This is a genomic window from Nitrobacter sp. MLSD-S21, assembly GCF_058809865.1.
On record NZ_JBXASZ010000001.1, the window covers coordinates 358,654 to 377,914 of the forward strand.

Annotated in this window: 16 protein-coding genes and 2 tRNA genes; 10 read left to right on the forward strand and 8 right to left on the reverse strand. The window is 58.8% G+C overall.

Going from position 1 to position 19,261, the window contains the following annotated elements; all coding sequences use genetic code 11:
- Positions 1 to 58 precede the first annotated feature (58 nt).
- The 3 genes from AC1RT6_RS01775 (at position 59) to AC1RT6_RS01785 (ending at position 2,015) form a co-directional block, all read left to right on the forward strand.
- Entirely contained in the window at positions 59 to 523 is a 465-nt protein-coding gene (locus AC1RT6_RS01775) for a DUF6163 family protein (RefSeq protein WP_079446700.1), read from the forward strand.
- A 432-nt stretch (positions 524 to 955) separates the two neighbouring features.
- The gene (ldtR, locus tag AC1RT6_RS01780; RefSeq protein ID WP_079446699.1) at positions 956 to 1,471 is read left to right on the forward strand and encodes a transcriptional regulator LdtR; all 516 of its coding nucleotides are present in this window, start codon (positions 956 to 958) and stop codon (positions 1,469 to 1,471) included.
- Positions 1,472 to 1,712: 241 nt separating this feature from the next.
- Entirely contained in the window at positions 1,713 to 2,015 is a 303-nt protein-coding gene (locus AC1RT6_RS01785; RefSeq protein WP_079446698.1) for an antibiotic biosynthesis monooxygenase family protein, read from the forward strand.
- Positions 2,016 to 2,125: 110 nt separating this feature from the next.
- Here AC1RT6_RS01785 and AC1RT6_RS01790 read toward each other — a convergent pair whose 3' ends face one another.
- The 3 genes from AC1RT6_RS01790 to AC1RT6_RS01800 form a co-directional block, all read right to left on the reverse strand.
- The gene (locus tag AC1RT6_RS01790) at positions 2,126 to 3,271 is read right to left on the reverse strand and encodes an AI-2E family transporter (protein WP_472790064.1); all 1,146 of its coding nucleotides are present in this window, start codon (positions 3,269 to 3,271) and stop codon (positions 2,126 to 2,128) included.
- A 147-nt stretch (positions 3,272 to 3,418) separates the two neighbouring features.
- Complete coding sequence (gene glnA / locus AC1RT6_RS01795; protein ID WP_079446696.1) at positions 3,419 to 4,828, reverse strand: type I glutamate--ammonia ligase; 1,410 nt, start codon at positions 4,826 to 4,828, stop codon at positions 3,419 to 3,421.
- Between the two features lie 90 nt (positions 4,829 to 4,918).
- Positions 4,919 to 5,257 carry a P-II family nitrogen regulator gene (locus tag AC1RT6_RS01800; protein ID WP_011315159.1) on the reverse strand — a complete coding sequence of 113 codons (339 nt, stop codon included), beginning with the start codon at positions 5,255 to 5,257 and terminating at the stop codon, positions 4,919 to 4,921.
- Between the two features lie 344 nt (positions 5,258 to 5,601).
- On the opposite strand from AC1RT6_RS01800, the gene AC1RT6_RS01805 reads away from it, so the two are divergent.
- Positions 5,602 to 7,101, forward strand: a complete 1,500-nt coding sequence (locus tag AC1RT6_RS01805; RefSeq protein ID WP_472790061.1) for an NAD(P)H-hydrate dehydratase — start codon at positions 5,602 to 5,604, stop codon at positions 7,099 to 7,101.
- 4 nt (positions 7,102 to 7,105) lie between these two features.
- Here the strand turns inward: AC1RT6_RS01805 and AC1RT6_RS01810 are convergent, their stop codons facing one another.
- The gene (locus tag AC1RT6_RS01810) at positions 7,106 to 8,449 is read right to left on the reverse strand and encodes a multicopper oxidase family protein (RefSeq protein WP_079446694.1); all 1,344 of its coding nucleotides are present in this window, start codon (positions 8,447 to 8,449) and stop codon (positions 7,106 to 7,108) included.
- Positions 8,450 to 8,727: 278 nt separating this feature from the next.
- Here AC1RT6_RS01810 and AC1RT6_RS01815 point away from each other — a divergent pair.
- The 5 genes from AC1RT6_RS01815 to lon all read left to right on the forward strand — a co-directional run bounded on the left by AC1RT6_RS01815 (position 8,728) and on the right by lon (position 15,810).
- Positions 8,728 to 8,812: transfer RNA gene (locus AC1RT6_RS01815), tRNA-Leu, on the forward strand.
- A 150-nt stretch (positions 8,813 to 8,962) separates the two neighbouring features.
- Complete coding sequence (gene tig, locus AC1RT6_RS01820; protein WP_079446693.1) at positions 8,963 to 10,324, forward strand: trigger factor; 1,362 nt, start codon at positions 8,963 to 8,965, stop codon at positions 10,322 to 10,324.
- 376 nt (positions 10,325 to 10,700) lie between these two features.
- A complete protein-coding gene (locus AC1RT6_RS01825; protein WP_079446692.1) occupies positions 10,701 to 11,336 on the forward strand; it encodes an ATP-dependent Clp protease proteolytic subunit in 636 nt (211 codons plus the stop codon).
- A gap of 449 nt (positions 11,337 to 11,785) precedes the next feature.
- The gene (gene clpX / locus AC1RT6_RS01830; protein WP_040675983.1) at positions 11,786 to 13,060 is read left to right on the forward strand and encodes an ATP-dependent Clp protease ATP-binding subunit ClpX; all 1,275 of its coding nucleotides are present in this window, start codon (positions 11,786 to 11,788) and stop codon (positions 13,058 to 13,060) included.
- A gap of 323 nt (positions 13,061 to 13,383) precedes the next feature.
- Positions 13,384 to 15,810: an endopeptidase La gene (gene lon / locus AC1RT6_RS01835; RefSeq protein WP_079446755.1), complete on the forward strand. Its 2,427-nt coding sequence runs from the start codon at positions 13,384 to 13,386 to the stop codon at positions 15,808 to 15,810.
- Between the two features lie 186 nt (positions 15,811 to 15,996).
- Here the strand turns inward: lon and AC1RT6_RS01840 are convergent.
- Together AC1RT6_RS01840 and AC1RT6_RS01845 are read right to left on the reverse strand one after the other, a co-directional pair.
- A tRNA-Val gene (locus AC1RT6_RS01840) sits at positions 15,997 to 16,073 on the reverse strand.
- A 126-nt stretch (positions 16,074 to 16,199) separates the two neighbouring features.
- Complete coding sequence (locus tag AC1RT6_RS01845; RefSeq protein WP_079446691.1) at positions 16,200 to 16,418, reverse strand: hypothetical protein; 219 nt, start codon at positions 16,416 to 16,418, stop codon at positions 16,200 to 16,202.
- 193 nt (positions 16,419 to 16,611) lie between these two features.
- Here AC1RT6_RS01845 and AC1RT6_RS01850 point away from each other — a divergent pair, with 193 nt between their 5' ends.
- Positions 16,612 to 17,469, forward strand: a complete 858-nt coding sequence (locus AC1RT6_RS01850) for a class I SAM-dependent methyltransferase (RefSeq protein WP_079446754.1) — start codon at positions 16,612 to 16,614, stop codon at positions 17,467 to 17,469.
- A 7-nt stretch (positions 17,470 to 17,476) separates the two neighbouring features.
- Here AC1RT6_RS01850 and AC1RT6_RS01855 read toward each other — a convergent pair whose 3' ends face one another.
- Both AC1RT6_RS01855 and pepT read right to left on the reverse strand, forming a co-directional pair.
- Complete coding sequence (locus tag AC1RT6_RS01855) at positions 17,477 to 17,788, reverse strand: hypothetical protein (protein ID WP_079446690.1); 312 nt, start codon at positions 17,786 to 17,788, stop codon at positions 17,477 to 17,479.
- A gap of 132 nt (positions 17,789 to 17,920) precedes the next feature.
- The gene (pepT, locus tag AC1RT6_RS01860; protein WP_079446689.1) at positions 17,921 to 19,174 is read right to left on the reverse strand and encodes a peptidase T; all 1,254 of its coding nucleotides are present in this window, start codon (positions 19,172 to 19,174) and stop codon (positions 17,921 to 17,923) included.
- Positions 19,175 to 19,261 lie beyond the last annotated feature (87 nt).

The following is a 19,261-nucleotide window of genomic DNA, read 5'->3' on the forward strand; positions in this document are numbered from 1 at the left end:
TTCCGGAAAGTCATGAATTGATCTCGCATGGCTGTCGGTTCCGGTTGTGAGCATCCTGATGTCTAAAACCTCATCGCGCGAGCAGATCCCGCGGGATCAAGCCATGTCGGTGGCAAGAAGTTCGACTGCACAGACAGAAGCCGACGAAAACCTCTGGACCCGGCGACTTGTGGTGTTTCTGCGGGCCATGGCGGTGCTATCGCTCGCCGTTGGGCTCTATCATTGGGCTCAATTGACCGGATTCATAGGCGGCGAGGACGACGCCTTTGAGAACCAGATGGTGGCCTGGCAGGCGGCGACGATCTACTTCGCCGTGATCGAGCTTGTGGCTGCCGTTGGTCTATGGCTGGCCACGCCATGGGGCGCCGTCGTGTGGCTGACCACGGTGGTCTCAATGGCCGTCGTCGAACTTATGTTTCCGGCGATCTACGGCGGCAACCTGATCGTCGTCGGATTGGAAACTGCATTGCTCACGGCCTATCTGGCGCTGGCATGGATGGCTGCGCGTGAACGGCCGCCATAGATGAGGCGTGCGACGAGCGTCGGGCCGATAGAAGGGAGTACGGCTTGAACTGTAGCGGCTCTTCCGAACGGACGTCATTTCCAGATCGGAGATGACGAAGTCCCGTAAAGTTTTCCGAGAATTTTTCGCAAAAGAATTTGGTCACCCTAACGGCCCGGTTATCTATATTGACCGAGTATTTCAAATCTGAACCGTGCTGTTTCTGAATGCGACAGCGGTCGCACACGAAGCGTGAACAGCGCAGCGGAAACGTCAACGAAGGGTTGCGAAATGCCCTTTTCTGGCGACTTAATCGGCGATTCACTCTCTTAAATTCATGATGTCTTTATTGTCTTATTTAAGCTGATCTTCAAACGCCCCCCCTAAGGTCTCAGCTATCAGGCGGAACACAAGTTTCGTCGAATAAGTCGAAAAACGACAACAGGGGATGTCATCATGAAAGCCGTTGCGAAGGCTCACGAGCCCGCGGAACAGGTTGCCGGCCAGGCACCGGTGCAGTCGCTCTATCTCGAAGCATTGACCTTGGTCGAGCGACTGCATCGCAGACTGCTCGATGTTATTAAAGATGAATTCGATCGTCGCGGTCGGGCCGACATCAATTCGGTGCAAGCGCTTCTTCTCTATAACATCGGCGACAAGGAACTAACGGCCGGTGAGCTGCGAACCCGCGGCTACTATCTCGGCTCCAACGTTTCTTACAATCTGAAGAAGCTCGTCGAGCTTGGATTCCTCGATCATCAGCGCTCGCGCGTGGATCGCCGCTCGGTGCGAATCCGCTTGACCACGCAGGGCCAGGAGATCCGACGCATCGTCGATGCGCTTTATCAAAAGCACGTCAAGACTGTCGAACAGGTCGGCGGCATCTCAAACGAAGAGTTCGCAACGCTGAACAAGTCGTTGCATCGCCTTGAGCGCTTCTGGACTGACCAGATTCTATATCGGCTCTGAGTTTTCTCCGGAACAGGGCGAAGTCGGCAGCAAGATCGGCAGCCCGTTCTCCGGATACCCTGAACGCGATATTCCCCGCATTTGCGCCCATCGGCCCGGTTCGCCCGGAGCCGGGGGCGTTTTGTCGTTGTTTGGTGGCGATAACAGCACCTGGTAACGCCACCTGAACGCTACTTGCCGTTCGCTTCACGGTTGCAGTCGATTGCGGTACAGAGGCAAGGCATATGAAAGGTCTGCTCACATGATCACCGAGATCGCGCAAATCGAGATCAAGCCGGGCAGCGAGAAAGATTTTGAGGCTGCTGTGTCGCAGGCTCAAACGATCTTCAAGCGCTGCAACGGCTGGAGAGGTTTTGAGTTGCATAGGTCTATCGAGAGACCGTCACGCTACAGGCTGCTGATCAAATGGGAAACGCTTGAAAACCATGTCGTGGATTTTCGCGAATCCTCAAACTTCACCGAATGGCGTGCGCTGGTGGGGTCATTCTTCGCTTCGCCCCCCGAGGTCGAGCACACCGAAACGGTGGTGATTTCCAGCGTCTGACGGCAAGAACTTTTCCGCTTCTGATGGAACAGTAGCGGAGCTCTCAGATTTTGATTTTGACGTGTTGTCTTCGCGCGAACCGGTACTTACTTCGCTCGAAACCGCTATAGTCAGCTCTGGGCAACCGCAGTTTGATCCGGCCAGACGTGGTTCAGCACCACTTTGATGACCGCAATCAAAGGCAGCGCCAGCGCCAGACCCCACACGCCGAACAGCACGCCGAGGAAAATTTGTGCCGCGAACAACGTCGCAGGCGGAATGCTGATGGCGTGGCGCTGAATTAGCGGCGTTAGTACGTTGCCTTCAAGAAATTGCACGGCGAGATAGAGCGCGAAGGAGCTGATGATCGCGGTGAATCCGGAGCCGAGGCTCGCGAGCACGATAAGAGCGCCCGCCAGGATGGCGCCGACGTTGGGGATGAACGTCAGGAGCCCGGTAATGAAGCCCAGCACCAGCGCGCCGGGAATGCCGATCACGGTCAACCCGATCCATGTCAGCAGGAACAGCGTGGCCATGGTGGCCATTTGACCGAGCAGCCACCGGCGCAATGTCTCGCTGACATCGTCGATGAGGCGCGTTGCTTCGGGTAGTCGTTGTCTAGGCACGAAACGCAGGATGCCGTCTCGATAGAGTTTTGGCTGTGCCGCCAGTAACAGCCCCAGGAAGATGATGATGAAGAAGTTGCCAACGCCCTCAAAGACGTGGGCTAGAATTTTGATGGTCTGAGTGACGATTGCGCCGGTTCCGGAGGCGATGGTGCTGGCGTCGGGTAGTTTCGGGCCGAGCGACGGCGAGGCAGATGTGGTGGGCGTCCGAGTGGCACCGGCGTCGGTTGGCGCCGCCTTGGTGCCCAGGTTGAGGAAGCTGGTGTCGATCCCTTGCTTCTCGAGAAAATCCTTGGCGTTGCCAAGCTGCGCGCGGAGGGTCGAACTCAATGCCGTAGCCTGTTGGGCGATGGTTGCGCCGCCGAGTACAACCACACCGGACAACAGCCCGGTGAACAGGAGGCACACGATCACCAGCCGCAGGGTTTGATTTCCGCCGAACACCCGGCGCAGCAGATCCGCCATGGCCGTGAGGAACACGCCAAACAGGATGCCAGCGAACAGCATGAACAGCGTTGCTGCGGAATACCATGCCAGTGCGAGGGCTGCGCCAAAGGCGACAATGCCAATGCCGCCGGCCGCGATCGAGCGGGCAAGAGACCGCCGTTCGAAGCCCTGAGTTTCAGGCGAACCGTCCACTTTCAACCTCACTGATTCCCAAAGCAGGCACTCTTTCTGCAAACCCCGCAGGGATCAAGCTGGCGCGACCGTACGGAGTACGACCGTTCAACAAAAAGGGCGCCCCGCGATGGGCGCCCTTGAGCTTTCGAAACCTGCGGAAGATTTCGCAGGTCGCGATTACAGCGAGTAGTACATATCGAATTCGATAGGGTGCGGCGTCATCTCGAAGCGCTCCACCTCGGCCATCTTCAATTCGATGAAGGCGTTGATGAAGTCGTCGTCAAACACACCGCCGACCTTGAGGAAGGCGCGATCCTTGTCGAGATTTTCCAGCGCTTCGCGCAACGAGCCGCAAACCGTTGGAATCTGCTTCAGCTCTTCCTTCGGCAGATCGTAGAGGTCCTTGTCCATGGCGGGGCCGGGATCGATCTTGTTCTTGATGCCGTCGAGGCCCGCCATCAGCATCGCAGCGAAAGCGAGATACGGATTGGCCATGGGGTCAGGGAAACGAACCTCAACACGCTTGGCCTTCGGCGAGGTGGTGTAGGGGATACGACAGGAGGCCGAACGGTTGCGCGCCGAATAGGCGAGCAGCACCGGCGCCTCGTAGCCCGGGACCAGGCGCTTGTAGGAGTTGGTGGAGGGATTGGTGAAGGCGTTGATCGCCTTGGCATGCTTGATGATGCCGCCGATATAATACAGGCAGGTTTCCGATAGGTCGGCGTACTTGCTGCCGGCGAAGGTCGGCTTACCGTCCTTCCAGATCGACTGATGAACGTGCATGCCCGAGCCATTGTCGCCGTAGACGGGCTTCGGCATAAAGGTGGCGGTCTTGCCGTAGATGTGCGCGACCTGATGAATGCAGTATTTATAGACCTGCATCTGATCGGCCATGTGGGTCAGTGTATCGAACTTCATGCCGAGTTCGTGTTGGGCAGATGCCACCTCGTGGTGGTGCTTCTCGACCTTCACGCCCATGCGGGCCATGGAGCCAAGCATCTCCGAACGCATGTCTTGGATCGAATCCTGCGGTGGAACGGGGAAGTAGCCGCCCTTGTTGCGGATGCGATGACCTAGATTGCCGCCCTCATATTCGGTATCGGAATTAGTCGGCAACTCAGAGGAATCGAGCTTGAATCCGGTGTTGTAGGGGGTGGACTGAAAGCGCACGTCATCGAACACGAAGAACTCGGCTTCCGGGCCGACGTAGACCGTATCGCCGATGCCTAGCGATTTTACCATCGCTTCGGCTTTTTTTGCGATTCCGCGCGGGTCGCGATTATAGGGCTCGCCTGTGGAAGGCTCCAGGATGTCGCAGGTGATCACCATGGTGGTCTCGGCGAAGAACGGATCGATCGACGCCGTCGCCGGATCGGGCATCAGCATCATGTCGGATTCGTTGATCGCCTTCCAGCCGGCGATCGATGAACCATCGAACATCGTGCCCTCGGCGAAAAATTCCTCGTCGATCATGCTCACGTCGAAGGTGACGTGTTGCCACTTACCGCGCGGATCAGTGAATCGCAGATCGACGTACTTTACGTCGTTGTCCTTGATTGATTTCAGGACGTCATTGGCGGTCTTCATAAATACCCCTTGTCTATGCTGGTCTTGGTAATCGGCGGCGCGAAGCGGCCGTCTGTATGGCTTGTTGTGTGGATGTCGTTCTCAAAGGGTCTAGATTGCGTCGAGGCCGGATTCCCCCGTTCGGATCCGAATAGCCTCTTCGATATTGGATACGAAGATCTTGCCGTCGCCGATGCGGCCCGTTTGGGCGGCGCGCCTGATGGCCTCGATGGCTTTTTCGACCAGATCATCGCCGATCACAATCTCGATTTTGACCTTGGGCAGGAAGTCCACCACGTATTCCGCGCCGCGATAGAGCTCGGCGTGTCCTTTCTGCCGGCCAAAGCCTTTCGCTTCGATCACGGTGATGCCTTGCAATCCGATCTCCTGCAGAGCTTCCTTTACTTCGTCAAGCTTGAACGGTTTGATGATGGCTTCGATCTTTTTCATTGAACGTCTCCTGGCGCTTTCAATGTCCAGCCAGGGGCTAATGCGCGCTCACACTGCCGCCTGCAGCAGCGGTCATGCACTGGTTTTCGGACGGACAAAAGTCGCGGGACACGCTTCATTGCCCGCCAGTGGATACACTGGGTCGAATTTCGCCTTCAAAGCAGGGTTTATGCCAATACGCAATTTGTAAAAAACATCCATAATATCATACGATTAAGGTAACTTGACATATCTGTAAGTGAGCGTCTGACCAGCGGCCAGACTATAAATTAGGCACTACGTTTATTTTTTGTGCAACGTTGGATGTGCGAGACGGGCAAGTTGCCGCTATCGGGTTTGAGGCCATGGAGATTCTGACGACCGGCGAAATGGAGCAGGCCGATCGGCTGGCGATTGCGGGAGGCACGTCGGGTTTTGCCCTGATGCTGCGTGCCGGGCAGGCGGTCGCGGACACAGCCGCCGACCTCGCAGAGGAAGGCTCGATCCTGGTTGTCGCCGGATGCGGTAACAACGGCGGGGACGGGTTCGTGGCTGCTACGGAGCTGGCGGCGCGCGGTTACGACGTTTCGGTCATCCTGATGTGCGAGCGAAGCAGCCTCAAGGGCGACGCCGCGCTCGCAGCAAAAGGTTGGAAAGGGCCGGTGCTGCCCTGCGACCTCTCCACGCTCGGCTCACCCGCGCTGATCATCGATGCGCTGTTCGGCGCGGGTCTCAACCGGCCGGTCATGGGTGACGCCCGTGCGATGATCGAGGCAATCATCGCCAACGGCGCGCCGGTGCTCAGCATCGATCTGCCGAGCGGCATTAACGGCACCACTGGCGCGATCATGGGCGCGGCGATACGCGCTACCGAAACGGTAACGTTCTTTCGCAGAAAACCGGCGCATTTGCTTTTACCGGGTCGGATTTTTTGCGGCCGGGTGCGCGTGGCCGATATCGGTATCACCGATGCGGTACTGCATAAGATTCGCCCTATAACCTTTGAGAATATCCCGGATTATTGGCAGAGCGTGTTTCCAGTGCCACCTATCGACGGGCACAAATATGCGCGCGGCCATGCCGTCGTTGTGTCCGGCAATCTGACATCCACGGGCGCTGCCCGACTGTCCGCGCGCAGCGCGTTGCGCATGGGAGCCGGGCTTGTGAGCGTGCTTTCCCCCGACGATGCGCTGGGCGCGAACGCGGCGGCGCTGACTGCCGTGATGGTACGCCGCATGAATGACGCGGCCGGTCTCGCGGAAATCCTGGAAGATCGGCGCATCAATGCCTGCGTGATCGGACCTGGCGCCGGGATCGGCGAGGAAACGCGAGCACTTGTGACGACGGCTATTGCAGCCAAGCGGGCGCTGGTGCTCGACGCCGACGCACTGACGAGCTTTGCCGACGCGCCGGGTCGCTTGTTCGAGACCATCAAGCAGAGCGGAAGCGCCGACATTATCTTGACCCCACACGAAGGAGAGTTCCATCGTCTTTTCAGTGAGATGATTGAGAAACATCCACTTCGATCAAAACTTGAGCGGGTGCGTGCCGCGGCCGAGCGTTCGGAAGCGGTCGTTCTGCTCAAGGGGCCGGACACGGTGGTGGCCTCGCCCGACGGCCGCGCGACGATCGCGGCCAATGCCCCGCCATGGCTGGCGACGGCAGGCTCGGGCGACGTACTGTCCGGCATGATCGGCGGGCTGCTGGCGCAGAGGGTGCCGGCCTTCGAGGCGGCGTGCATGGGGGTCTGGATGCACGGCGAGACGGGGCTCGAGGCGGGACCGGGACTGATCGCCGAGGATTTGCCGGAGGTGTTGCCCGCTGTCTTGCGGCGGCTCTACGATCGGTTCGGGGTTGATTACTAAACAGCTACTCAACAGCGAACCAACTGACCTGGCGCGGCGCGCTCCATTCCACAGCCATCGTTTCGATCAGCCATGCTCCGGCGACGTCAGCGACAAAAGCGATGCGTTGGGTCTGCCCTGTATCGACCAGCACCGTATCCAGCCAGAACGGTTTCCATCCGTCGTCGAGCCGGTCCAGCAGGCGGGCGTGATGGCCATGCAGGCGAAAGACCATCGGCTTTGTTGTCGTGTTTGTCAGCGCAAGCACGGCGGTCCGGCCGCGTTTGACACGGAAGGCGGGGGTTCTACGCGTGCTAAAGAGCGCCGGGCGACTCCATGAAGTTGGAGTTCCTTCAGAGGAGGGCAGCGGCACGTCGGCGCGCAGCGCATTCCTGAGATCGAGTCTCGCAGGCAGGCTGGTGGATGGCAACGCAGGCGGCGCCGGCAGCGGCGCGGCCCGGCCCGGCCCGTCAGCTGAAACGTGCAGGCGGGCGATCTCATGTGGTTTGCCGCCGCCGTCATGCAGGGCGATGGCTGATGTCGTTCCCGACGGCAGCGTGGCGTCTATAACGGCGTCGATCCGGGTTCCCGGGGCCAGTACCAATCGGCCGTTGCGCGCCAGAAACGGCTCCGCCGGCTGGCTGTCGATCGCTATGATCCGCACACCAATATTTTTGATTTCAATAGCAATTACATTGCGTTGACAGGCATTTATGAACCGCAGCCTGAGTCGCTCGTTGATGTGAAGGTTAATGTCGGGCGATGGTTTTCCATTCACCAGGTAGAGAGGCGGTCCGACCTTTTTTTCGGTCGTTCCCGGCGCGACAGGAAGTCCTTCAGCATCCAGCCGCCAGTCCTCAATCAGCATGACCTCGTCACGGTCGACTTCCGCCGGCGACTGTTCCTCGACGATCAGAGCCTGCGCGGGCGAGGGCTGCGCCAGACCATCTCCCAGCAGGCGGCTATCGCACATAAAAGTTCCGGCCTGCCGGAAGGGGAGTGAATAGCGATCGGTTCCGCCCGGCGAGATAGGGGGCCGAGCGGTCAATGGCTCGATGGCAGCCGCGCCATCTAATCCATGCCAGTTCAAAACAAACGGCGCCGGCAGGCCGTTGTTCACGACAAGGCCCAACATGCTCTCGCTTTGGCGGAAACGGAGGCTTCCGGAGGAGCCGTCGGTCTTCAGGGACCAGACCGTGGTTTCGCGATGATCCGGCCCAAGTGAAAGGGGGGTGGGCATTGCGTCAATGGCGTGTATTTGAGGATGTTGCGATTGCGCATGGATCGTGGCGGCGGGTCCTGCCGCGGCGGCTGCCCCGAAACCGGCCAGAAGATGCCTCCGGGTTAATCGAGCAGGACGAAACATCATTTGCCAATGCCGATCATGTTCTTCGGACCCTGTCCAGCACGGCCATTTTTTTACTGCAGACGGATGCCGCCATGTTATAAGCCCGCCGCATCGAAGCGCCTCGATGACGGCGGGAGATGAATCCGTTGCCCTCGATGCGCCTGGTTTCAACTCGTTCCGGTTTTAACTCGTTGGAGCATGAGGTCTACCGAAAGCCGCTTCGCATTTTTCGGCATCATTTGACATTCGCTTTGCCGACTCCCAGCCAAATGGTAGCAAATGTCAAACCCACTCCACCGGCGGGCGTGGCGGAATTGGTAGACGCGCTGGATTTAGGTTCCAGTGACGAAAGTTGTGGGGGTTCGAGTCCCTCCGCCCGCACCAAGCGCTAAAGCGTTTGAGCAGATGATTTCAGGCAGCTATCCGGGTTGGATACATGCCGGCCGTACACCGATGCAGGCGTTTTGCCGCGCATCGACCGATTGACAATGATTCGGCCATTCCAGCCGGATCGAGCGGAAGAAGATTGACGTCATGCAGGTGAACGAAACCCTCGCCGAGGGACTGAGACACGAGTTCCAGGTCAGCATTCCGGCCGCCGAAATCGCGGCCAAGGCGGATGAGCGGCTCGTCGACCTCAAGGACAAGGTGAAGATCAACGGCTTTCGTCCAGGGAAAGTGCCGGTCAGCCACCTCAAGAAGCTCTATGGCCGCTCCTTGATGGTCGAGACCATCGAAGACACGATCCGCGATACGAATATGCAGATCGTCAACGACCGTGGCTTCAAACTCGCAGGTAATCCCAAGGTAACGATGCCTTCGGAGGAGAAGGAGATCGAGGATATCCTCGCGGGCAAGTCCGACCTCAGCTATAGCGTGGCGATCGAAGTCGTGCCGCCGATCGAACTAGCGGACTTCAAGTCCTTCACCATCGAGAAGCCGGTGGTCGATGTTAGCGACGCCGACGTTGACGAAGCCATCAAACGGATCGCCGATCAGAATCGCACCTACTCCAACAGGACGGAGGGCGCGAAGGCCGAGAATGGCGATCGCGTCACCATTTCGTTCAAGGGCACCATCGACGGCGAGCCGTTCGAGGGCGGGAGCAGCGAGGATATCCTGGTCGTGCTGGGATCGAATGCCCTCATTCCGGGGTTCGAAGAGCAGTTGGTCGGGGCCGGAGTCGGCGAGACTCGTACGGTCAAGGCGTCGTTCCCTCAGAACTATGCGGACTCAGAGCTTGCTGGGAAGGATGCAGAGTTCGAGACCACGGTAAGCCTGATCGAGGCGCCGGAGGATATCAAGATCGACGACGAGTTTGCCAAGTTGCTCGGTCTGCAGGAGCTCGATCAGTTGAAGCAAGTCGTCCGCGAGCAGCTCAGCGCTGAATTTGCCCGAGCGATGAGGCAACACGTCAAGCGCGCGCTATTTGATCGTCTCGATGAGACGCACAAGTTCGATGCGCCCCCGACGCTGGTTGAAGAGGAGTTCGAACAGGTTTGGCAGTCGATCACGGCGGAGATGGAAAAAGAGAAGAAGACCTTCGCCGACGAGAACACCACCGAAGAAGAGGCCAGGGCAGAGTACCGCCGGATTGCAGACCGCCGGGTACGACTCAGCCTGGTACTCTCGGAGATCGGCGAAAAGAACAAAATCTCGGTCGCGGATGATGAAATCAACCGTGCGTTGATTAGTCGCGCCCGCCAGACGCCGGGCCGTGAGAAGGAAATTTGGGATTACTATCAGAAAAACCCGCAAGCGCTGGCTCAGATTCGCGCGCCCCTTTTTGAGAACAAGGTGGTGGATTACATTCTTGAACTCGCCACGATCACGGAAAAGAGTGTGACGCGCGAGGACCTCTTTAAGGAACACGAGGCGCACAGTAACGAGATCTGACCGACCGCGCGTTGGGGCCTGTACGGCGCCGCTTGATATTATGGGTATGGATCGGATCCGGCGTCGCGATACGGTCCCGTCAGGCTGCGAATCAGTTTGTGGAGTGAGCCTGACATTCGAGACGGGGGTGCCGTCCAGGACCAGCTCGTACTGCGCGACCTTTCGTGGCGAACGTCAAAATCGAGGGCGCCAGCAAATTACGATTCCGGCGTGGCTTAGGTTCAGTCTTGTCGCCCAAGCGATGAACTTATATCTGTGGGCCGTGCTTGCCGAGTCCTGCATCACGGGACATTCATCCGCGCCGGAAGAACTGAAGACTCTCGGTTTCTCGGATGTTCGTCGCCGCCAACCGCTGACACAAACTTTTGGGTGATCAATGCGCGATCCAGTGGAAACCTACATGAACCTCGTGCCGATGGTGGTCGAGCAGACCAATCGCGGCGAGAGGGCCTACGATATCTTCTCCCGGTTGCTGAAGGAGCGCATCATCTTTGTGACCGGCCCGGTCGAAGACAACATGGCGATGCTGACCGTTGCGCAGCTCCTTTTCCTGGAGGCGGAGAATCCGAAAAAGGAAATCTCGATGTACATCAATTCGCCGGGTGGCGTGGTGACTTCGGGTCTGGCGATCTACGACACGATGCAGTTCATTCGTCCGCCGGTCGCAACGCTGTGCACCGGACAAGCTGCGTCGATGGGCTCGTTGCTGCTGGCCGCAGGTGAAAAGGATATGCGGCACGCACTGCCGAACGCGCGCATCATGGTTCACCAGCCCTCTGGCGGTTTCCAGGGGCAGGCGACGGACATTATGCTGCACGCGCAGGAAATTCTGAGCCTCAAGAAGCGGCTCAACGAGATCTACGTCAAGCATACGGGACAGACCTACCAGGCGATCGAGGAGGCGCTGGAGCGCGATAAGTTCCTCACAGCTGACATGGCTCGTGACTTCGGCATCGTTGATAAAGTGATCGACAAGCGCGCTGAAGAACCGGCCGCACCGAAGGCTTCGTAACGTATCAAGGCTCCGTCCAGTGACGAACGGAAGGCCGGTTGATCCCGATCCAGTTTGAACCATCGCGATTGCACGGCGATGGTTTCTGAAAAGTTCCTTGTCCTTCCGCGCGAAGTATTCGCCTGACTGGCATGATACCGGCGCAACGCTGGACCAGTTTTTGGCAAGGGAAGAGTCGCCTCCCTGGGCCAAATCAGGCTATTGTCGCATTGCGGATGGCTGCCGATTAGCGAATTCTTGAGAGTCGGGGAGCCATGGTGCGGTTGCTGCGTTTCAACTGGCGGTATGCGCAGGAGAATCGAATGGACCCGCGATTCGCGCGGGGTTGAGAGCGCAGGGTCTTTTCTGGTACGGACTTTGCTCATATGTAAACCCGTTAGACCGGATGTGCCGGATCGGAACGGGCGAGCAGGCGAACAGGCGGGATCGAGCGTCGGACGGAGACAGGAATGAGTAAGGTCGGTACGGGCGACTCCAAGAATACGCTGTATTGTTCGTTTTGCGGCAAGAGTCAGCACGAGGTGCGCAAACTGATCGCGGGCCCGACCGTGTTCATCTGTGACGAATGCGTCGAGCTCTGCATGGACATCATTCGCGAGGAGAACAAGTCCTCGCTGGTGAAGTCGCGCGACGGCATTCCGACTCCGAAGGAGATATGCAAGGTTCTGGACGACTACGTCATCGGGCAGGGCCACGCCAAGAAGGTACTTTCGGTTGCGGTCCACAATCACTACAAGCGGCTTAACCATCAGACCAAGCATAACGACGTCGAACTCGCGAAGTCGAACATCCTGCTGATCGGACCGACCGGATCGGGCAAGACGCTCCTTGCGCAGACGCTGGCGCGTATCCTCGACGTTCCGTTTACCATGGCGGATGCAACGACGCTGACCGAGGCCGGCTACGTCGGCGAGGATGTCGAGAACATCATCCTGAAGCTGTTGCAGTCGGCGGACTACAATGTCGAGCGTGCGCAACGCGGTATCGTTTATATCGACGAAATCGATAAGATCTCACGCAAGTCCGACAACCCCTCGATCACGCGTGACGTGTCGGGTGAGGGCGTGCAGCAGGCGTTGTTGAAGATCATGGAAGGCACAGTGGCTTCGGTTCCGCCGCAGGGCGGCCGGAAGCACCCGCAGCAGGAGTTCCTGCAGGTTGATACCACGAATATCCTGTTCATCTGCGGGGGCGCGTTCTCCGGCCTAGAGAAGATCATCTCGGCGCGAGGACGCACGACGTCAATCGGTTTCGCTGCACAGGTGCTTGCGCCGGAAGACCGCCGCACTGGCGAAATCTTCAGGCATGTCGAGCCGGAGGATTTGCTGAAGTATGGCTTGATCCCGGAATTCGTCGGACGTCTGCCCGTCGTGGCCACGCTCGAGGATCTCGACGAAGCATCGCTGAAAAAGATTTTGACCGATCCCAAGAATGCGCTGGTGAAACAGTATCAGCGGCTGTTCGAGATGGAGAATATCGAGCTGACGTTCGCCGACGAGGCGCTCGGCGCGGTGGCCCGCAAGGCCATCGAGCGCAAGACCGGCGCGCGCGGGTTGCGCTCGATTCTCGAAAGCATCCTGCTCGAAACCATGTTCGATCTTCCGGGTCTGGAAGGGGTCGAGGAGGTCGTGATCTCGCGCGAAGTGGTCGAAGGAACCGCGCGACCGCTGTACATTTACGCCGACCGCTCTGATCGCGCGAGCGAAAGCAGCGCCAGCGCCTGATTCGACCGTTTCTCGGCTGTCTCGTGCCTCGCTGGCGGTTAGCCGCGAGGGCCTTGCTTTTACAAGCCGATGGCTCCTGTAGGTTGCAAGCCGACGCTCCGTGTCGGTTACAAGCCGCTGATTTCCTTCACTTGACACGCTGGTGGTGGATGGCCACCTTATGCTGTCGGCGGCGGCGCATGTTCGCTAGCTGCTCACGACCTCGGGCAGGTGAGGCCTCGGTTCGCAAAGGCCCATTCTTCTCCAGGAAACTCGGCACCTTGTGGCGGTTGCGCATTGACATGCGGCTGCGAACAAGGGGGCGCAACAAAAGGAACAAGGCTATGACCGCCTCGAAACCCCGGCCAGCTATAGTCCACGGCGAAATCCATGCCTATCCGGTGCTTCCGCTTCGCGACATCGTCGTTTTCCCGCACATGATCGTGCCGCTGTTCGTCGGCCGCGAGAAATCGATCAGGGCGCTGGAAGAGGTGATGAAGAACGATGGGCTCATCATGCTAGCGACGCAGAAGAACGCGTCGGACGATGATCCTGTGCCAGATTCTATCTATAAAATCGGAACGCTCGCCAGCGTGCTGCAACTGCTGAAGCTACCCGACGGCACGGTGAAGGTGCTGGTGGAAGGTCTTGAGCGGGCGCGCGTTGAGACCTATTCCGACCGCTCTGACTATTATGAGGCGACCGCGGTCGCGCTGGCTGATACCGATACCAATAGCGTCGAAGCCGAGGCGCTGGCGCGTTCAGTCGTGTCGGATTTCGAAAGCTATGTGAAGCTGAACAAGAAGATCTCTCCCGAGGTTGTGGGTGTCGTGCAGGCGATCACGGATTTCGCCAAGCTTGGTGACACCGTAGCGTCGCACCTCGCCGCCAAGATCGCGGATCGCCAGGGCATTCTTGAGACGCTGTCTGTAACCGCACGTCTGGAAAAGGTGCTCGGTCTGATGGAGAGCGAGATCTCCGTCCTGCAGGTCGAGAAACGCATCCGTTCACGCGTCAAGCGCCAGATGGAGAAGACCCAGCGCGAGTACTACCTCAACGAGCAGATGAAGGCGATCCAGAAGGAACTCGGCGATGACGAGGGCCGGGACGAGCTCGCCGATCTCGAAGAGAAGATCGCCAAGACCAAGCTTTCGAAGGAGGCTCGCGAGAAGGCCCAGCACGAACTGAAGAAGCTGCGGCAAATGTCTCCGATGTCCGCGGAGGCCACCGTGGTGCGCAACTATCTCGATTGGTTGCTGTCGATTCCGTGGGCCAAGAAGTCCAAGGTGAAGAAGGATCTCAACGCCGCCCAGGAAGTGCTGGACGCTGATCATTACGGGCTTGAGAAGGTCAAGGACCGTATCGTCGAGTATCTCGCGGTGCAGTCGCGCGCCAACAAGCTGACCGGACCGATCCTGTGCCTTGTCGGTCCGCCCGGCGTCGGCAAGACCTCGCTCGGGAAGTCGATCGCGCGGGCGACGGGCCGCGAATTCGTGCGCGTCTCGCTCGGCGGCGTGCGCGATGAGGCGGAAATCCGCGGTCACCGCCGGACGTATATCGGCTCGATGCCCGGCAAGATTATTCAGTCGATGCGCAAGGCCAAGACCTCGAACCCGCTGTTCCTGCTGGACGAGATCGACAAGATGGGCGCGGATTTCCGCGGCGATCCGTCGTCTGCCCTGCTTGAGGTCCTCGATCCCGAGCAGAACTCGACGTTCAACGATCACTATCTGGAAGTCGACTATGATCTGTCCAACGTGATGTTCCTCACGACCGCGAATACGCTGAATATTCCCGGTCCCTTGATGGACCGCATGGAGATCATCCGGATCGCCGGCTACACGGAGAACGAGAAGGTCGAGATTGCTCGCAAGCATCTCATCCCGAACGCGCTCACCAAGCACGGCCTGGATTCGAAGGAGTGGTCAATCGATGACGACTCGCTCCTGCTCATCATCCGTCGCTACACCCGCGAAGCGGGCGTGCGAAACCTGGAGCGTGAGCTTTCCACACTCGCCCGCAAGGCGGTGAAGGAACTGATGCTCTCGAAAAGGAAGTCGGTCAAAGTCACCGAGAAAGTCGTCGAGGAATTTCTCGGAGTTCCGAAATATCGCTACGGCGAGATCGAAACCGACGATCAGGTCGGTGTCGTGACCGGTCTGGCATGGACCGACGTCGGCGGCGAGTTGCTGACGATCGAAAGCGTGATGATGCCCGGCAAGGGACGCATGACGGTTACCGGCAACCTGCGCGACGTGATGAAGGAATCGATCTCGGCGGCGGCTTCCTACGTCCGCTCGCGCGCGATCACCTTCGGGATCGAGCCGCCGCTGTTCGAGCGACGCGATATCCACGTTCACGTCCCCGAGGGGGCTACCCCGAAGGATGGTCCTTCGGCCGGTGTAGCGATGGCGACGACGATTGTGTCGGTGCTGACCGGAATCCCGATCCGGCGCGATATCGCAATGACGGGCGAGATCACGCTGCGAGGCAGGGTTTTGCCGATCGGCGGTCTCAAGGAGAAACTGTTGGCAGCCGCGCGAGGTGGCATCAAGACGGTGCTCATACCGGACGAGAATGCCAAGGATCTCACTGAGATCTCCGAGTCTATCAAGGCTGGGCTGGAGATCATTCCGGTCGCGCGGATGGACGAGGTGATCGCCAAAGCGTTGGTGCGGCAGCCCAAGCCGATTGTCTGGGAGGAGGATACGAAGCTCCCGGTCACTCCCGATGCGGCTGACGAGGCGGCGGGCGGCCTGACCGCTCACTGATCGTCACGATATAATTGACGGAACGGCGCCTGCGAGGGCGCCGTTCTTGCATTATGATGCGACTATGCCTGCCAGACCATAATCAGGGATATAGAGGAGGGAGATGGAGGTGCGCTTCATTGAAGCGTTCCCATGCGTCAAAATTCGGGGAAGCTGGCGGGGAGCCGAATCAAAACAGCTAAATATTGGTAGGCGGCGAGAGATTCGAACTCCCGACCCTCTCGGTGTAAACGAGATGCTCTAACCAGCTGAGCTAGCCGCCCTCCGCTCCTTGTTTAGCCCCGACGCATCCCAGCATGCAAGCCGCTGTCGCAGCCCTAGGCTTTATCATACGGCTTTGCCCGTTGATCCCGATGCAAACGGAAGCCGCAGACGCATACTCGGGTCGATCATGACGAAACTTTACGATAGATCAAACCGGGGGCGATAAGGCATTCATTCCGGGCCAGCTGCGATGGCTCGAGCCCGCCGGCTCCTTCGAGAGCGATACGATCAAACTCAAACCGGGCGCCGCTCGAATCGACGATGTATTCGGGGATCGATTCCCGGCGATACTCACCGATGGAAGGGCCTTGCTCGACGATCGTCTTATCTTCCTCATCTGCCATCTCTTCTCTCCATTCTGGTCCGAACCGCAGGCGGCATCTCCTCTGTCCCGCTGCGGCGGGATATCGCCCTCGGCTTGGGTGTGGTACGTTTTGACCTCGGCTTGTTACCAAGCCGCTAGATCGAGTGGTTTCCTCCATAAGCGGCGTCACGGATTTTGTGAAGGGCAATCGCTCGAATTGCGCGGGAGCGGTGATGGCAGGGGTTCCTCTGACGCGAAACGCGGACCAGATCGCCTATTGGAATGGACCCGGCGGCCAGCGCTGGGCTGATCGTCAGCGTATGCAGGATGAACTGCTGCAGCCGGTCTCCACCTTCCTGCTGGATCGTGCCAAAGCTATGCCCGGCGAACGCATCATAGATGTCGGCTGCGGCTGCGGTGCAACTACGCGGGCATTCGCGGAGAGGGTAGGCGCTTCCGGCTACGTCCTGGGAATCGATATTTCTGCACCGATGCTGGAACGGGCAAAGCAGATTGCGCCGAAGAACGCGTCGGTGGAATTTCTGCTCGCCGACGCCACCGTATATCCATTTGAGCCAGCGCGTTTCGATCTGGTGGCCTCCCGGTTCGGCGTGATGTTCTTCGACGAGCCGGTCGTGTCGTTTGCCAATCTGCGTCAGGCGCTGCGACCCGGTGGCCGCTTAGCATTCATTTGCTGGCGGGAGCCTCGCCTAAATCCCTGGCTCATGGTCCCGCTCCAGGCGGTCTACAACCATGTTCCGAAGCTCCCCGAGGTCGCGCCGGAAGACCCCGGTCCGTTCGCGTTCGCGTCCGAAGCGCGTGTTCATCGTATTCTCGGTGCTGCCGGTTTTTCCGATGTCGCAATGGAGGCCTATGACCTCACATTGGATATTTCGGTCGGCGGCGGAATTGAAGCCGCGGTCAAGTCCGCGCTTCAGCTCGGTCCCGCCAGCCGCGCGATCGAAGGCCAGCCTGTTGAAGTCATCGCTGCTGCGGCGAACTCGGTCCGGGAAGTTCTTGCTCCGTTTGCCAGTGAGAAAACAGTGGTTCTACCGGCATCGATCTGGATCGTAACCGCGCGCAACCTTTGATCGTGCCCTAGCAATATCCGTAAAGTCCGCAAGCGTACGGCAATCGGTCGAAATAGAACGAGAGCACTGGCCGCTCCTCGTAGTACGGGCGATAGTAGAAATCGTTTGGCCTTCCGTAATAGCCCGGCACCGGCGGCGGAATCCGAAAACGGTAGAGCACGCTCTCGGGGTAATCCTTCTCCTGCGCAACACGGACCGGCGGAGGTTCCGGCTCCGCGAAGATTTTGCCGATGCGGCTCTGCACTGGAAGGTCGGCGGCCGATCCCGCCGCTCCCATCATTGCAACTCCGATGACCGCAAGCGAGATGGTGCGTAGCATTCTTGAATCCCCAGTGATTCGAGGATCATATCTTCTGATGTTTAGGAAAGATTAACGATGTTCGCGCAGTCGTATCCCGCGATGACCGCGCGGCATCCGGACCTGCGATCTCTGCTCGCGATATCAGAAACGTCAGGCACGTTCTTCCCAGATCGCAGCGAGATGGACGATGGTGCGCACAGCGGCTTCCATGTCCTGTACGCTGACCCACTCGGTGCGTGAGTGGAAAGCATGTTCACCGGCGAAGATGTTAGGGCAGGGAAGCCCCATGAATGACAGTCGCGAGCCGTCCGTGCCGCCGCGAATGCTGCCTTTGGCTGGCTTGAGACCGGCGCGGCGGATTGCCTCCATCGCGTTATCGACAACCTCCGGGTGACGATCCACAATCTGCTTCATGTTGCGATACTGGGGCTGTATGTCCAGCCGATACGTCGAATGTGGGAAGTCCGTCATGACATCGCGGATGATGCCCTCCAGCAAGGCCTCCTTCTCCGTCAGACCTGTTTCCGTGAAATCGCGCACGATGAAGTTTAGCGTCGCGTGTTCGAGTACGCCGCTGAATCCGGTCGGATGAAGAAAACCTTCGCGGCCCTCGGTAGTCTCGGGCGAGCAAATATTTTTTGGAAGCCGCTCCACAATGCGCGATGCGATCTTGATCGCATGTTCCATCTTTCCCTTGGCGAATCCGGGATGGGCACTGACTCCCTTGATGGTAATAACCGCAGCATCGGCCGAGAACGTCTCGTCCTCGATATGACCTGCGGTCTCGCCGTCGACGGTGTAGGCGAAGTCCGCGCCGAGTTTTTTCAGATCGACTTTGTCAACGCCGCGTCCGATTTCCTCATCGGGCGTGAACAGGATTTTGATCACGCCATGCCTGATATCTCGGTTGGCAAGCAGAACCTGCACTGCATCCATGATTTCGGCGACGCCGGCTTTGTTGTCGGCGCCAAGCAACGTGGTCCCGTCCGACGTGATGATGTCGTTGCCCACCTGATCAGCCAGTGCCGGATTATCCGCCACGCGGACGATCTGCGACGGATCGCCGCACAGAACGATGTCGCCGCCGCGATAATTCCGGACAACCTGCGGTTTGACGTTAGCGCCTGAACAGTCCGGCGACGTGTCCATATGCGAACAGAAGCAAATAACCGGAACCTGCTTTGAGCTGTTTGCCGGAATGGTCGCGTACACGTAACCGTGCGGGTCGAGATGAGCATCGGCGGCGCCGATCTCCTGCAATTCCCTCACCAGCAGCCGTCCAAGATCCTTCTGCTTCCCGGTGGAAGGACAGCTGGAAGACGTCGGATCGGACTGGGTATCAATGGTGACATAGCGAAGAAAGCGCTCCGTCACCGTGTGATTGAATGTCATGGGAACAGCCATCGGGAATCCAGGGCAGGGCTGAGCAGTAAGAAATCAACCTCGCCAAATCCGCGATTGGGCTTTGCGTGGGCAACCGGTTCGTTGCGG

Coding starts and splice junctions, on each gene's coding strand:
- AC1RT6_RS01785 (WP_079446698.1), top strand. CDS start 1,713: ATGATCACCGAGATCGCGCAAATCGAGATCAAGCCGGGCAGCGAGAAA.
- AC1RT6_RS01800 (WP_011315159.1), bottom strand. CDS start 5,257: ATGAAAAAGATCGAAGCCATCATCAAACCGTTCAAGCTTGACGAAGTA.
- AC1RT6_RS01810 (WP_079446694.1), bottom strand. CDS start 8,449: ATGATGTTTCGTCCTGCTCGATTAACCCGGAGGCATCTTCTGGCCGGT.
- pepT (WP_079446689.1), bottom strand. CDS start 19,174: ATGGCTGTTCCCATGACATTCAATCACACGGTGACGGAGCGCTTTCTT.
- AC1RT6_RS01850 (WP_079446754.1), top strand. CDS start 16,612: ATGGCAGGGGTTCCTCTGACGCGAAACGCGGACCAGATCGCCTATTGG.
- AC1RT6_RS01855 (WP_079446690.1), bottom strand. CDS start 17,788: ATGCTACGCACCATCTCGCTTGCGGTCATCGGAGTTGCAATGATGGGA.
- AC1RT6_RS01825 (WP_079446692.1), top strand. CDS start 10,701: ATGCGCGATCCAGTGGAAACCTACATGAACCTCGTGCCGATGGTGGTC.
- AC1RT6_RS01775 (WP_079446700.1), top strand. CDS start 59: ATGTCTAAAACCTCATCGCGCGAGCAGATCCCGCGGGATCAAGCCATG.
- AC1RT6_RS01805 (WP_472790061.1), top strand. CDS start 5,602: ATGGAGATTCTGACGACCGGCGAAATGGAGCAGGCCGATCGGCTGGCG.
- glnA (WP_079446696.1), bottom strand. CDS start 4,828: ATGAAGACCGCCAATGACGTCCTGAAATCAATCAAGGACAACGACGTA.
- lon (WP_079446755.1), top strand. CDS start 13,384: ATGACCGCCTCGAAACCCCGGCCAGCTATAGTCCACGGCGAAATCCAT.
- AC1RT6_RS01845 (WP_079446691.1), bottom strand. CDS start 16,418: ATGGCAGATGAGGAAGATAAGACGATCGTCGAGCAAGGCCCTTCCATC.
- tig (WP_079446693.1), top strand. CDS start 8,963: ATGCAGGTGAACGAAACCCTCGCCGAGGGACTGAGACACGAGTTCCAG.
- clpX (WP_040675983.1), top strand. CDS start 11,786: ATGAGTAAGGTCGGTACGGGCGACTCCAAGAATACGCTGTATTGTTCG.